Consider the following 13325-nt stretch of genomic DNA (forward strand, 5'->3'; position numbering starts at 1 on the left):
CCTCCTCTCACAAATTCATTACTGGCTTTATGTCTATCTTCCACCCAGTCAATTTGACTGCGAGTCGGGCATTCTGACCACCTTTACCTATCGCCAACGACAGTTGCGTTGGTGGTACCAAGACGCGAGCGGCTTTTCTCTCGTAATCAAGTATCTCCACATTGGTCGCCGAAGCTGGAGCAAGTGCGTTGGCAATGAGTTGTCTTGGATCTTCAGACCATCTGAAGATGTCGACCTTTTCTCCTTTGAGTTCTTTGAGAATTGCAACTATGCGACTGCCTCCTTCTCCGATACAAGCTCCGACAGGATCGACCTGTGGGTTTGTAGAGATCACCGCGATCTTTGTTCTCACACCAGGTTCCCTCGCAATCGCCTTAATCTGTACTATACCATTTTCAACCTCGGGTACCTCAAGCTTTAACAGACCTGCTACAAACTCCGGTAATGCCCTGCTCACGAGGATCTTCGGCCCCTTCTTGTCTTTCAAAACGCTTCCCACATAAACTTTTATCAAGTCACCTGGTTTAATATTCTCGTTGTCAATCCATTCCTTTTTTGGAAGTCTTGTTTCTATCTTTCCTACCCTGACATCAGCCCAATCTGCAGTAACTCTTATGACCTCAGCGGTGATAACACTGCCAGCAAGTCCTGAGTAGTGTTCGTACTGTCTTTCCTTTTCCAGTTCTCTAATCCTTTGAATGAGTACTTGCTTTGCGGTCTGAGCAGCGATCCTGCCAAAGTTCTTCACGCTCATCTTCTTGTAGATCTTCTTTCCGATCTCAGCAAGAGGATCTTGCTTTCTGGCTTCGTCAAGAGTTATCTGTGTCAGAGGATCTTCCACCTTTTCAACGATATCGAAAACCTGAAAGAGCTGAATATCACCGGTCATCCGATCTATCCTGACATCGACGTTTCTCGCACTGCCAAAGTTCTTCTTGTACGCACTGACAAGAGCCTTTTCGAGTATCTGTATGATCTCATCCTTAGATATGCCCTTTTCCTCTTCAAGCTGGTCAAGTGCATCCAAAAGTCCAAGGTTCATAGCTTCACCTCCCTAAAATTCAACCTCGAGCTTACTCCTTTTCACTTCTCCTGGCTCAAAAGAGATCTCTTCTTGTTGAGTCTGTACGACAATCTTTGATTCATCTGCTTCTTTTATGTGTCCCATCACGAATCTACCGTCATTGAGCCAAAATTTCGCTAATCTCCCAACGAATCTTTTGTAGTCTTGAATACCTCTCATGGGTCTATCGAGTCCAGGTGAAGAGACCTCTAAAAGATAACTGTGCTCTATCAGATCGTAAAGATCAAGATAATCACCCAACCGCTTTGAAACTTGCTCACATTGTTGAATGCTCACATAACCTTCCAGATTGTCAATCACAACCTTCAGCACCCAGCTACCCTTCTGGCGTCTAAAAGAGATATCAAACAGCTCAAGTCCCATGTTCCTGAGCATCTCTTCCACAACAGGCTTAAGCTTCTCAATGACCTCTTGCATAAAGATCACCTCTACTGAAAAACCGGGACATCTGTCCCGGTACCTTGGCGGAGAGGGTGGGATTTGAACCCACGGGTGGGTTTTGCCCACCACACGCTCTCCAGGCGTGCGCCTTAGACCGCTCGGCCACCTCTCCTGAATCTTGGATCTGCAACATTATTTATACCACAAATGAGAAAGATTCGCAAGTACCAGCTTGAGTGTTACGTTCTACACCGCTCTGCAACACACAGCAAAGACAATAAAGTAGCTCAGTAGATCTATCAAAACCAAGATCAGAAACATCATCGCATCTGTGACCAAAAATGAAGTTTGTTATGGTAAACAGAGTCATTATCGTTGTTGTAGATATATGCGCACAAAAGATGTTTCGATGAGATCTTTCTTCATACTCGTTAGTTTCTTTTCACTTGTTTCCTGAAGATCCTTGACGATCTATAATGTGATAAATTATAAATTGCAACATGTAATACTACATATAATACTACTTTTTGGAGGGATGTAGATGAAAAATCTGAAAATCTCAGGCAAGATCTTGGTTCTCATCCTCATCAGTGCAGTAGCACCAATGGCTATACTGTCATTGGTCTCGATCCTACAATCCCGCAACATCGTCAACAACCTGGCAAGAGGAAACTTAGAAGCTGTGTGCGTGAGCAAAGCAGACGCTGTCGAAGCCTTCTTCACTCAACACATAGAGGTGACTGAGCTTCTCGCCGAAGAAGAGGCGATTGCAAAGTATTACAGAAATCCGAGTCAAGAGAACGAGAAAGAACTGTTGCAGTTCCTCGTTGAGCTCAAGAAAGACTTTGAAGATGTCGAATTCGCTCAAGTTGGATTCGAGGACGGCAGGTTCTTCAGGAATGTTCAGACCAGAGAAGCAAACTACGATCCAAGAACGCGCGATTGGTACAAACTGGCGATGACGAATCCAGATCGAGTCTCGATTACAGAACCTTACAAACATTCAGACACAGGTTCAGACGTCTTTGCCTTCACCAAGGCCGTGAAAGTCGACGGCAAAGTCGTCGGTGCAGCTGCGCTGGTTGTGAAGACCGACAAGGTCGTTGATCTCATCCGAAAGGGACTCGAAGAAGGTTATTTCGTTGGCATCTTCAATCCGCAGGGAAAAACTCTGTTTCACACACTCAAGGAACTTCTTGGAAGGGATTTCTCCGCGGAGAGCTGGTTCAAAACAGCGAGAGATTCTACACAAAAAACGATCTTCTTGACCTACGAGATTGACAAAATCAAAAGGGCTGTGGTCTTCACGAAACTGAGCAACGGCTGGATTTTGAACGCAGGCGTGTACGAGAGCATCCTCTATGCCTCTTCGAACAGGTTGGTTCAACTACTTTTAATAATATCTGCTGCAGCGATCGTCGGTGGACTTGTCTTTGGCATCCTCATCTCGAGGAACTACCTTTCAAAACCGCTCGTGTCTTTGGCATCTGGTATAGACAAGTTTGCAGCGGGTGATCTGACCGTTGATTTTGAGATCAACTCGAAAGATGAAATAGGAATGATCTCAGAATCACTGAGAAAGATGAAACACTCTCTGAGAGAGTCGATGCTGAAGATCAGAGAAGATTCTATGAGTGCAACCAAGATGTCTCAGACTCTTGCTTCAACCGCGGAAGAATTCTCTGCCTCTGTGGAAGAAATCTCAGCGAAAGTTGATGACATCAACAAGTCTGCGCAGAACACATCCGCTTCGATAGAGCAAGTCACCAGCGGTGTGGAAGAAGTGGCAGCCAGCGCACAGAACGTATCAAAAGCGGCGCAGAACCTCACTGAAAAGGCCTCTTCGGTGAAATCTGCAGCAGACAAAGGTGAACAGGCTGTGAAACTGATAACGAGCATGATAAACCAAGCCAAAGACAGTGTCGCTCTGACACAGAAGACCGTGGCTCAGCTGGCAGAAGATGCAAAGAACATAGGTGAGATAGTACAGACGATAAACTCCATAGCAGAGCAGACGAATCTATTGGCGTTGAACGCAGCGATAGAGGCAGCCAGAGCAGGAGAGGCAGGAAGAGGCTTTGCTGTAGTAGCAGACGAGATAAGAAAGCTTGCAGAGGAGAGTAAAAAGGCAACAGACAAGATAGGACAGATCTTGAATCAGATACAACAAGGCTCGCTACACGCAGACGAAGAAAGCCGTAAGACCGTCGACAGGGTTGCGCAGGTCTCTGACCAAGCCGTTGTGGTCAGCGATGAGTTGGTGAATATCCTGAGAGAAGTCAAAGAGATCACTGGAATGATAGAAAATCTGGCAGCAAGTTCACAGGAAATGAGTGCGGCGGCAGAAGAGATGAGTAGTGCAATGGACACCGCGACAAAGTCTGTCACTCAGATAGCGACTGGTTTGAGTGAGATAGATACGGCGATGAAGGATCAAGCAAAAGGCGCATCGCAGTTGAGCGCTACTGGTGAGCAGATGGCTCAAATTGCACAGAGACTGGCAGAGATAGTGTCTGTTTTCAAAATGTGAAATCCTGGGGGCACGCGAGTGCCTCTTTTCATTTGCTCGAAACTTTGGATTCTAAAAACATAGGTCTATAGAGGCTGAATGAGGTATCTGCAGTGGTTCTTGATAGGACATGATGGGCACTTTGGTTTGTTTTTGGTGCATAGCTCCTTTGCATGCTTGACTATCAAGGCGTGGTATTCTTTGTAGATTTCAACATTTTGAGGTATTAGCTGAAAGAGCTTTTGAATCTCGTCGTAATCATCTTCTGGTTTCACAACCGCCAGTCTGCTGAAGATTCGTCTTGTGTAGCTGTCGACAACAAAGATGGGTCTGTTGAATGCGTAGAGCAAAATTGAATCACAGCTCTCTTTTCCAACACCTTTCACAGAGAGCAGTTCTTCTCTCGTGAGCTTCTTTGAAAGATTGTCAAAATCAAAGTTGTACTTGTTCAAGAGATCCATCAAGTTCTTTAGTCTATTAGCTTTCAGATTGTAGAAACCCGCTGGTTTTATTAAAGCTGCTATCTCTTCTTTTGAGAGCGAAAAGAGTCTTTCAGGTTTCAGTAATCCATTTCGCTTCAGATTCGATATCACCTTTTCAACGTTCTTCCAAGAGGTGTTCTGAGTCAGAATGGCTCCGACCACAACTTCAAACCAACTCTCCGCAGGCCACCAGCCTTGAGGTCCGTACATATCAAAAAGAGTACGGTATATCTGCAGCAACAGATCGGTCAACTATCTCCCTCCAGTACAGATCATACCAAAGAGAATGCTTCGATCTTCGAACAAATCTGGTAGTATATCAATGGAGGTGTTCATATGAGAACGAACAAAGATAGACTCGTAATGATCTCGGTTCAAGGTACAATCGTCAAACCCGAGCATTCTGGCAGGCACAGTGTCTCACACGATGGAAAGCCTTTCATGTTGCCAGGGACTGGGGGCATCACCTACAATGTGAAGGTCGGAGACTGTGCCTTCGGTTGGGAAGTGGACCACGTGGAGCCTGGAGTTTCTACGATCTTGGATCAAGACAAGAGAGATTCTGGACCAAACAGAGGTTACAACTTTTATGCATGCATTGGAAATGAAGCAAGAATAGTCACAGGTGATGCCAAGGGCGCAAAAGGCGTCGTGACAGGTCATCACGGCGGGGCAGAGCATGTTCTTGTAGACTTTGCCGATGAAGTACTTGAGAAACTCACGCTCGATGACAAGATCTTGATCAAAGCCTTTGGACAGGGCTTAAAACTTCTTGATTATCCTGACGTCTTTGTTTACAACATCGATCCAAATCTGTTGGAGAAAATGGGAATCACAGAGAGCGACGGAAATTTGCAGATACCAGTTGTAGCCGTTGTACCATCGTTCTTGATGGGTTCGGGTATAGGTTCAACGAGTATGGGCACAGGTGACTACGACATAATGACTGCCGATGAAAAGACTCTGAAGGAGTATGGTCTGGATAAGTTAAGGTTCGGAGATATAGTCTACATTCAAGACCATGACAACGCCTTTGGCAGATGCTACAGAAGGGGTGCAGCAACGATAGGTGTGGTGATTCACAGCGACTGCAAGTATGCAGGTCACGGACCTGGAGTGACCACCGTTATGACCTGCGCCCAGCCAAGATTAAAACCACTCATCGATCCAGACGCAAATATCGCAAAGATCCTCAAAATAGGCAGATTTCGTGAATGAGCTCAGTCATAAAGAAATCGCTCAAGCCAAAGTGAATCGTTGTGATCAGGGGAAGTTCATTGAAAAGATATCGATCGCTTTTGCTCTGGTGTGCAGTGAGATCATTCTGACCGTCATGAAAGCTTTCTCTTCGATATCCCGAAGACAAGAAGTAGAAAGACTTCAACTTAGCAAGACAGTACTTTCATAGTTATCATTTGATATTCACACGCCGCATCTTTTGGTATATAATAGGCACAATCTGTGCAAGGGGGTGATAGGATGAAGGCTGTCCTGTTAGTAGCTGTGATTGCTGGACTGTTGATCTTGGCAGGTTGTCAACCCTTTCTTCCATCGGGTGCTACTAAAGAGAATTTGGCAAAAGACTTGTTAGAGTCCGTGATAGATATCCTGGGTGAGGAGCTTCCAGATCCAGACAGCAGTCCAACGGAGCTCTTGGAGTTGGTAAAAAGATTCATCTACATTCCTGAGGGTGATGAAAATGACTCGGAAGTGATTGAAGGTGCTCTAGATATTGGTGGCCTTGTCTTAGTGTTAAATTTTTCTAAGCCAGCGACGGCTGTTGATTTTACAGTTCTTTCGGTTGTCGAACACGACGTGAAATCGATCCCTCCTTACATCATCAATGATCCGCCAGCATTTGTTGACAAGGTTTACAGGATAATTGCCCAGCTACAAACAGAAGATTCAACGATAACGAGCATATCTTTGCCTATGATAACGATAGTCAACGAAACAAAGGCTTATTTCTTCACTGTATTCATAGGTGGTACGGGATCTGCAACGGAGCTGCTTCACTATCCTAAGCTCCAGCCCATTTTCTGAAGAGTGAGCCTCCCGAAAGGGAGGCTTTAATCTTCAGTTTTCCAGCTTAGATTCAAATGAATACGAAAGTCATATGTTTCTTAGTAGGAAGTTCTGCACAACCAGTATACTTCAGAGATCTTTCATGACTTGGCATAACCCCCTCAAAAGGGAAAAACGGTGTAGAAAAATAGACCGTGGGGTGGTAATATCTTCTGTAGGGGGTATGAACTGTGAAAAAGATCTTAGTGATTTCTTTAATGATCTTGTCCACGCTGTCTGTTGCAGAGATTCATTTTTGGTTTGATTCATCACTGGGTTTTTCTCTATACAGTGAACTTTACACTCCCGAGAACAAACCCATAAGTGCTATGACAGATTACGGCATGCAGATTGGCTTTGATTATGGATTGCAAAGAGGCTTAAGAATGGGCGTGAGTTTTGCGTATTTGAATATGAGTATCAAGACAGACCTTGGTTCGGTGGATTCGAGTCTGCTCTGTGTTGGGATAGCTCCGAGTTTTGCATTTGATTTTCTTGACGTTGTTTGCAAGTTGAGCGGTGGTGTACAATATGTGCTCGTTGGCCCGACAGGTAGTCTTGCAGGATTTGGTATCTCAGGAACGAGCAACTTTCAAGGATGGATCTACACTGGAAAGTTAGATTTTCTCTGGCAGCTGAGCGAGCAGTTTTCGGTGGGAATGGGAATAAACGTCAGATTTCACGATCTGAGCATCTTGACACGAGATCTATCTCTTAGGTCTCTGAGTGTACCGATTTCTCTGAAGATCAATTACAGATTCTGAATCGCTGGTTTGCTTCATCAATTCATGTTTTCTTTGCGAGATTGTACCTTGCCTTTGTTCAGCAAATCGATCTTTCTCATTCTTGAAGTTCTATCAACTCGAGCGCACCTCTATCTTGTGGTCGAGCTGTAAGTGTTCTTGCGTTGATTCCATAACTTTTAAAAATCTCTTCCATCGCTTGTGCAACGGTTCGAGCAGATCTTGTGAAAGCTATGATTGTTGAACCACTGCCACTCAAAGCTACACCCAAAGCACCGGCTTGCCTTGCACACTCTAAGATCTCGTAAAAACCTGGTACGAGCTTGCTTCGATACGGCTGATGAACTCTGTCTTGCATTCCGATTCTCAAAAGTTCGTATTGCTCTGTGAAAAGGGCTGTGACGAGAAAAGCAACGCTCGCAATATTTGTTTTTGCGTCTTCGAACGGTATCTTCTTTGGCAGAATCTTTCGAGCTTCTGAAGTCTTTACTTCAAAGTCTGGAATAGCAAGCACCACGTCGAGATCAGGAATCGGCAGCTTCACGCACCGAAGCTCTGGATGTTGGGTGCATATGGTTACACCCCCAAAGAGCGCCGCTGCGACGTTGTCCGGATGACCTTCCAAAGCCACCGCCAATTTCAAGAGTTCCTCTGGGCTCAGTGGGAAACCAAGGCAGACATTCGCAGCCACCAAGCCAGCCACGATCGCCGCCGAACTGCTCCCAAGACCGCGTGCAAGTGGAATTTCGTTCTTCAAAGTGAATTTGACACCCTCGGGCTTCTTTTTAACTTTTTCGAATACCTTATAAAACGCACAATAGACCAAGTTGTCTTCATCCTTGGATATCTTGTCTTCACCTTCGCCGATGACTTCGATTTCCAATCTCTTCGATTCTTCGACACACACCTCGTTAAAGATGGAGAGCGCCATACCGATCGTATCGAACCCAGAACCAAGGTTGGCTGACGTTGCCGGCACACGGACCTTTATCATTGGATCACCCTCAGAACTTCTTCGTAAGAAGGCTCAACCTCGATCGGCTCGTTTAAGGTGAACTTCAAGGCGTTGTCTGGATCTTTCAAACCATGACCCGTCAAAACTGCGACAACGACGTCAGTTGGTTTGAAACCATTCTTTCGGTGGTATTTCAGCAAACCTGCCACACTCGCCGCAGATGCCGGTTCAGCCATGATGCCTTCTTTTTGGGCTATCAAACGGTACGCATCTATGATTTCATCGTCGCTCACACAGGAAATCTCGCCGTTGGATTCGTTGGCTGCTGCCACTGCCTGCTGCCAGCTCGCAGGATTTCCTATCCTAATCGCTGTGGCTATCGTTTCAGGATTTGGTATTGGTTCACCTTTGACTATTGCAGCTGCACCTTCGGCTTCAAAACCCATCATCTTTGGTAACTCTTTGATCTTCTTCAGTTCGAAATACTCTTTGAATCCCTTCCAATATGCTGTGATGTTGCCAGCATTTCCCACAGGTATGAAGAGATAGTCCGGTGATCTTTCGAGTGCATCGCAGACCTCAAAGGCAGCTGTTTTTTGTCCTTCTATTCTGTAAGGGTTGATCGAGTTCACGATCGCTATGGGAAAGTTCTTGCCTATCTCTCTAACGAGCTTTAAAGCTTCATCGAAGTTGCCCTTTATCGCTACGACCTTCGCACCGTAGAACAACGCCTGCGCCAGTTTTCCCAGAGCGATCTTGCCCTGTGGGATCAAAACGATGCACTTCAAGTTCGCTCGAGCCGCGTAGGCGGCGGCAGATGCCGAGGTGTTACCCGTTGAAGCGCATATAACAGCTCGTGCCCCTTCTTCCAGCGCTTTGGCTACGGCAAACACCATACCACGGTCTTTGAAAGAACCTGTAGGGTTCGTGCCTTCGAACTTCAGATAGACCATCGCTCCAACGAGCTGTGAAATGTGTTTTGCATAGATCAAAGGTGTATTGCCTTCGTTGAGCGTCAGTATGGGTGTTTTTTCAGTGATCGGTAAGTATTCTTTATATGCTTTCAAAACACCTTCCCAGCGCATCAGAAATCCCCCTCGACTCGGATCACGTTTCCGATCTGCCTTACGATTGGCAAAGTTTTGAGCAATGAGACTGTGTTTTGAAGATCTTTCTCTTTCGCTCGGTGCGTGATGATGACCACTTCGGCAAGCTCACCCAAGCGGCGCTTCTGTATCACAGACTCGATGCTGACAGAATTTCTACCAAAAGCACCCGCAACCGATGCCAAGACTCCGGGTTTATCATCCACGAGCAGTCTGATGTAGTACTTCGTCACGATCTCTTCAATGGATATCAAGGGTTCTTGCTTGTAACACGTGCAGCCGATCCTTCCTCTGTCTTTGTGCAGAAGGTTGTTGATTGCTTCGACGATGTTGCCAACCACCGCACTCGCTGTCGGCAGCTGTCCTGCACCTTTACCATAGAACATTAGCTCACCTGCGGCATTCGCTTCAACAAAAATGGCGTTGAAAACGTCGTTCACCGCAGCCAGAGGATGAGAGGAGGGAATGATCGTCGGATGCACTCGAAGTTCTATGCCTTCTTCGTTTCGTTTGGCGATCGCCAGAAGCTTTATGACCCCTCCAAATTCGTGCGCGTATCTTATGTCGATCGGTGTGATCTTGCTTATTCCCTCAACGTAGACGTCTTTGAACACGATCCGCGAGTTGAAGGCTATGGACGACAGAATAGCCAACTTCCTTGCGGCATCGTAACCTTCCACATCCGACGTTGGATCTGCTTCAGCGTAACCATTTTGCTGAGCCTCTTTCAGGGCATCTTGGTAATCCACTGAATGAAAAGACATCTTAGAGAGTATGTAGTTCGTCGTGCCGTTCACAATGCCGATGATTTCTCTTATCTCATCACCAGCCAAGCTTTCCTTCAAGACCTTCACGATGGGTATCGCACCGGCGACACTCGCTTCGAAGAAAAGATCTACTGTGAACTTTCTCTGAGTCTCAAACAACGCTCTGCCACACTCTGCGATCATATCTTTGTTGGCTGTGACGACACTCTTACCGTTCTTCATCGCTTCGATCACGTAATCAAACGCTGGTTTGATGCCACCCATCACTTCTACAACGATCGCTGTTTCGGGATCTTCAAGAATCTGGTGTGGATCGTCGGTGAAAAGATTCGAAATGTTCGAAAACGTGGACCGATATTTCTGCACGTTTCTCACGAGAATTTTCTTTATTTCGATGTTCGCACCACAGCTCTTGGCGATCTTCTGCCTCTGGCTTTCCAAAACTTTGTGAACTCCCCTGCCGACGGTTCCAAAACCAAGAAGGGCTATTTTCACCGTATCCATGCGGATTCCCCCACACATTTGTGCTGAGCTAAATTTTAAAAACATTATACCACGAGCAAACTCGCAGTCAATCCTTGACAGATACACACTTTTTGTATAGAATTTCAGCAATTACTCTCGCATGTGGAGGTGCAGAAATGTCTCTGGTCGCCTATCTGGATGGACAATTCCTCAAAAAGGAAGAGGCGCGCATTTCGGTCTTCGACAGGGGCGTTCTTTACGGTGATGGTGTCTTCGAAGGTATTAGGGCTTACAATAATCGCGTCTTCAAATTGGAGCAGCACATCGACAGATTGTACGAATCGGCAAAGGCGATTCTGCTGAAGATTCCCATCGACAAGAAAGAGATGGCGCAGATCGTCCTTGAGACATTGAGGAGAAACAACCTAAGAGAAGCCTACATCCGATTAGTGGTCACGAGAGGAGAAGGAACCGATCTGAGTTTGGATCCAAGAAAGTGCCCAAAACCTACGATCTTTTGTATAGCTGCTCCACTCGCTCTGTTTCCCAGTTCGCTCTATGAAGATGGCATCGAAGCTGTCACTGCATCTACGAGGCGCAACTTGAACGAAGCCACCAGCCCGAGGATCAAGTCTTTGAACTATCTCAACAACGTGCTGGCGAAGATAGAAGCAAACCTGTGCAATGTTCCAGAGGCGATCATGCTCAGTCAAGACGGTTATGTGACTGAGGCTACTGGGGAAAACATCTTTATCGTCAAGAAGAACAGATTGATCACTCCACCTGCCCACATAGGTATCTTGGAAGGCATTACACGCAACACCGTGATGGATCTGGCAAGAGAAGAAAACATCGTTGTGCAAGAAAGCCTGTTCACACAGTTTGATCTTTACAACGCAGACGAATGCTTCTTGACAGGCACCGCGGCGGAGATAATGCCTGTTGTTAAGGTGGATGGAAGGATCATAAACGACGGCAAGCCAGGTCCAACAACAAAGATATTGATGAAGAAGTTCAAACAGTATGTACTCACAGATGGACCGTTCATATTCGAATAGTACTGAAAGACACACCGCAAGCTTTTTTGTTTGGAAAAATGGTATGAGCAATTCATCTTTGGTGATACAAAGACATTGTACAAGAAGGTATTGAACACACAGCGTCGAGATTTTCAGTGGGAAGATACTAATCTTGAAAAATGCTCGTATCTTCTGCTTTCAAATTGCCATGATGTTTTGACAACTGTTGATTTTTGTCGATTTCACTCGATAAACTCGTACGGTTTTATCGAATGAAATTGACAAATTCGAACGTCGTGGGGTAAAATCACTGTGGGGGAATCTGGATGCGAAGTGACGAGCTGTATTTGATGAATCCCTGGTGGCGAGATCCAAAGGCGATCTTTTCAGATCGTCACATTGTGTCGTTCGAAAAGGGCATCTTTCGCTATTATCCGGAGAAGTTGTTTCGTGAGATAGCCTCGAACAACCTCGGTATCTACGTGCTGAGAGGTCCCCGACAGGTTGGAAAAACCACCTTTTTGAAGCTCTACATGAGACAGCTCATCGAGAACGGTGTTGATCCGTCGAGGATCTTCTTCCTCACGTGCGATGGCATCAAAGACAGATTCGAGCTCATAGAAACGATAAAGGCGTATTTTCAGATTTTCAGCACGAGTCCTGGACAGATCAGATATCTCTTCATCGATGAGGTGACAGCGATCGAAGACTGGCAGTCGTCGATCAAATATCTTACGGATATCGGGCTGTTGGACAACTGCTTGATCATCCTCACTGGTTCGTCGTCGTACGACTTGAAGAAATCGAGTGAGAGACTCCCAGGTAGAAGAGGGTTGGGAAAAAATTTGGTCTACATGCCGATCACCTTCAGAGAATTTCTTAGAAGCTTGAAAGTGGACGTCGAAGCCAAGTCTTTGCTGGAGATACTGTCTCTAGCAGAAGAAGAGTTGAAGACGTATCTGTCGAGATATGCGTTCGTCAAGGAGTACTTCTCGAAGTATCTGCAAACGGGCGGCTTTCCGAAGGTCATAGACGACTTCTTTAAAGAGGGCAGGATCAGTGAAAGTACCAAGAGCGTGTACCGAGATTTCGTGCTCGGAGACGCCGAGAAGTACTTGAAGTCCCGCACGAGAGTGCTCGAGATACTCAGAAAACTTCCAGACATCGTGGGACAAAGGTTCTCTTGGAATTCGTTGGTTGACATCTTCTCTGGTCGTATAGACAGCGTCGATACCGTTCAGAAGTACTTTGAGTACCTTGGATACAGCTTCATCGTCGCCAATGTCTTCTTTGTCGACGTGTCGGAAAAAGTTCTCAGAGTGAAAAAGCAGAAAAAGGTCTATCCGAGTGACAGAATAGTCGCCGAGATCGTAACTGAGATCAGCAACAGAGAGATCCCCCTTCCCCACTTGATAGAGATGTTCACGCTCAGACACATTCTGAGAGACAGCGATTTGTCCCAAGAAGGTCTGAACCTTTATAACGGACCTTACTATTGGTACTCGGAGCGCGGCAACGAGGTTGACTTCGTCTGCGAATGCAACGGCGAGCTGGTACCGATCGAAGTGAAGTACCAAAGCAGAATAACTCGGTCCGATTATCTGGGCATGAGGAAGGTCTTCAACAAAGGCTTGATAGTCACTCAAGAAACACTCTTCAAGGATGAAACCATCGTGGCTGTTCCCGCTTGGTTGCTCTTCGCACTGCTCGAACGAGAATGAGAGACTCCAAAGAATGACCTCGTCGCGCG

The 13325-nt window shown here is 46.0% G+C and carries 12 protein-coding genes and 1 tRNA gene; 6 read left to right on the plus strand and 7 right to left on the minus strand.

Annotation, left to right across the window (positions count from 1 at the left end):
- Positions 1-7: 7 nt before the first annotated feature.
- The 3 genes from nusA to ACSFC1_RS07090 form a co-directional block, all read right to left on the minus strand.
- Entirely contained in the window at positions 8-1042 is a 1035-nt protein-coding gene (nusA, locus tag ACSFC1_RS07080; RefSeq protein ID WP_435565404.1) for a transcription termination factor NusA, read from the minus strand.
- A 12-nt stretch (positions 1043-1054) separates the two neighbouring features.
- The gene (locus ACSFC1_RS07085) at positions 1055-1501 is read right to left on the minus strand and encodes a ribosome maturation factor RimP (RefSeq protein ID WP_435565405.1); all 447 of its coding nucleotides are present in this window, start codon (positions 1499-1501) and stop codon (positions 1055-1057) included.
- 45 nt (positions 1502-1546) lie between these two features.
- Positions 1547-1637: transfer RNA gene (locus ACSFC1_RS07090), tRNA-Ser, on the minus strand.
- Positions 1638-2006: 369 nt separating this feature from the next.
- Between ACSFC1_RS07090 and ACSFC1_RS07095 the strand changes: the two genes are divergently transcribed.
- Complete coding sequence (locus ACSFC1_RS07095; protein WP_435565406.1) at positions 2007-3995, plus strand: methyl-accepting chemotaxis protein; 1989 nt, start codon at positions 2007-2009, stop codon at positions 3993-3995.
- Between the two features lie 65 nt (positions 3996-4060).
- Here ACSFC1_RS07095 and ACSFC1_RS07100 read toward each other — a convergent pair whose 3' ends face one another.
- Positions 4061-4708 (minus strand): endonuclease III domain-containing protein, encoded by a 648-nt coding sequence (locus ACSFC1_RS07100; RefSeq protein WP_435565407.1) that lies wholly within the window; start codon positions 4706-4708, stop codon positions 4061-4063.
- Between the two features lie 84 nt (positions 4709-4792).
- Between ACSFC1_RS07100 and ACSFC1_RS07105 the strand changes: the two genes are divergently transcribed.
- The 3 genes from ACSFC1_RS07105 to ACSFC1_RS07115 all read left to right on the plus strand — a co-directional run bounded on the left by ACSFC1_RS07105 (position 4793) and on the right by ACSFC1_RS07115 (position 7284).
- Entirely contained in the window at positions 4793-5674 is an 882-nt protein-coding gene (locus ACSFC1_RS07105; RefSeq protein WP_435565408.1) for a DUF4438 domain-containing protein, read from the plus strand.
- Between the two features lie 261 nt (positions 5675-5935).
- Positions 5936-6499: a hypothetical protein gene (locus ACSFC1_RS07110; protein WP_435565409.1), complete on the plus strand. Its 564-nt coding sequence runs from the start codon at positions 5936-5938 to the stop codon at positions 6497-6499.
- Positions 6500-6711: 212 nt separating this feature from the next.
- The gene (locus ACSFC1_RS07115) at positions 6712-7284 is read left to right on the plus strand and encodes a hypothetical protein (protein WP_435565410.1); all 573 of its coding nucleotides are present in this window, start codon (positions 6712-6714) and stop codon (positions 7282-7284) included.
- 76 nt (positions 7285-7360) lie between these two features.
- On the opposite strand, the gene thrB is transcribed toward ACSFC1_RS07115, so the two are convergent.
- From thrB to ACSFC1_RS07130, 3 genes are read right to left on the minus strand one after another with little or no spacing between them, the layout of a single operon-like run.
- The gene (gene thrB, locus ACSFC1_RS07120) at positions 7361-8257 is read right to left on the minus strand and encodes a homoserine kinase (protein WP_435565411.1); all 897 of its coding nucleotides are present in this window, start codon (positions 8255-8257) and stop codon (positions 7361-7363) included.
- On the minus strand, positions 8254-9303 hold the full coding sequence (thrC, locus tag ACSFC1_RS07125) for a threonine synthase (RefSeq protein WP_435565412.1): 1050 nt from the start codon (positions 9301-9303) through the stop codon (positions 8254-8256). Before thrC ends, thrB begins: the two co-directional genes overlap by 4 nt.
- Positions 9303-10595, minus strand: coding sequence for a homoserine dehydrogenase (locus ACSFC1_RS07130; RefSeq protein ID WP_435565413.1), 1293 nt, complete (start codon positions 10593-10595; stop codon positions 9303-9305). The genes thrC and ACSFC1_RS07130 overlap by 1 nt, the downstream gene beginning before the upstream one ends.
- Before the next feature lie 137 nt (positions 10596-10732).
- On the opposite strand from ACSFC1_RS07130, the gene ilvE reads away from it, so the two are divergent.
- Positions 10733-11614 carry a branched-chain-amino-acid transaminase gene (gene ilvE, locus ACSFC1_RS07135; protein ID WP_435565414.1) on the plus strand — a complete coding sequence of 294 codons (882 nt, stop codon included), beginning with the start codon at positions 10733-10735 and terminating at the stop codon, positions 11612-11614.
- A 287-nt stretch (positions 11615-11901) separates the two neighbouring features.
- Positions 11902-13296 carry an ATP-binding protein gene (locus ACSFC1_RS07140; RefSeq protein ID WP_435565415.1) on the plus strand — a complete coding sequence of 465 codons (1395 nt, stop codon included), beginning with the start codon at positions 11902-11904 and terminating at the stop codon, positions 13294-13296.
- Positions 13297-13325 lie beyond the last annotated feature (29 nt).

The sequence above is a fragment of the Pseudothermotoga sp. U03pept genome (assembly GCF_051235805.1).
Taxonomy (GTDB): domain Bacteria; phylum Thermotogota; class Thermotogae; order Thermotogales; family DSM-5069; genus Pseudothermotoga_B.

What these genes read in the sequence shown, in the direction of transcription:
- nusA (WP_435565404.1), bottom strand. Translation starts at nt 1,042, where the DNA reads ATGAACCTTGGACTTTTGGATGCACTTGACCAGCTTGAAGAGGAAAAG.
- ACSFC1_RS07085 (WP_435565405.1), bottom strand. Translation starts at nt 1,501, where the DNA reads ATGCAAGAGGTCATTGAGAAGCTTAAGCCTGTTGTGGAAGAGATGCTC.
- ACSFC1_RS07095 (WP_435565406.1), top strand. Translation starts at nt 2,007, where the DNA reads ATGAAAAATCTGAAAATCTCAGGCAAGATCTTGGTTCTCATCCTCATC.
- ACSFC1_RS07105 (WP_435565408.1), top strand. Translation starts at nt 4,793, where the DNA reads ATGAGAACGAACAAAGATAGACTCGTAATGATCTCGGTTCAAGGTACA.
- ACSFC1_RS07110 (WP_435565409.1), top strand. Translation starts at nt 5,936, where the DNA reads ATGAAGGCTGTCCTGTTAGTAGCTGTGATTGCTGGACTGTTGATCTTG.
- thrB (WP_435565411.1), bottom strand. Translation starts at nt 8,257, where the DNA reads ATGATAAAGGTCCGTGTGCCGGCAACGTCAGCCAACCTTGGTTCTGGG.
- thrC (WP_435565412.1), bottom strand. Translation starts at nt 9,303, where the DNA reads ATGCGCTGGGAAGGTGTTTTGAAAGCATATAAAGAATACTTACCGATC.
- ACSFC1_RS07130 (WP_435565413.1), bottom strand. Translation starts at nt 10,595, where the DNA reads ATGGATACGGTGAAAATAGCCCTTCTTGGTTTTGGAACCGTCGGCAGG.
- ilvE (WP_435565414.1), top strand. Translation starts at nt 10,733, where the DNA reads ATGTCTCTGGTCGCCTATCTGGATGGACAATTCCTCAAAAAGGAAGAG.
- ACSFC1_RS07140 (WP_435565415.1), top strand. Translation starts at nt 11,902, where the DNA reads ATGCGAAGTGACGAGCTGTATTTGATGAATCCCTGGTGGCGAGATCCA.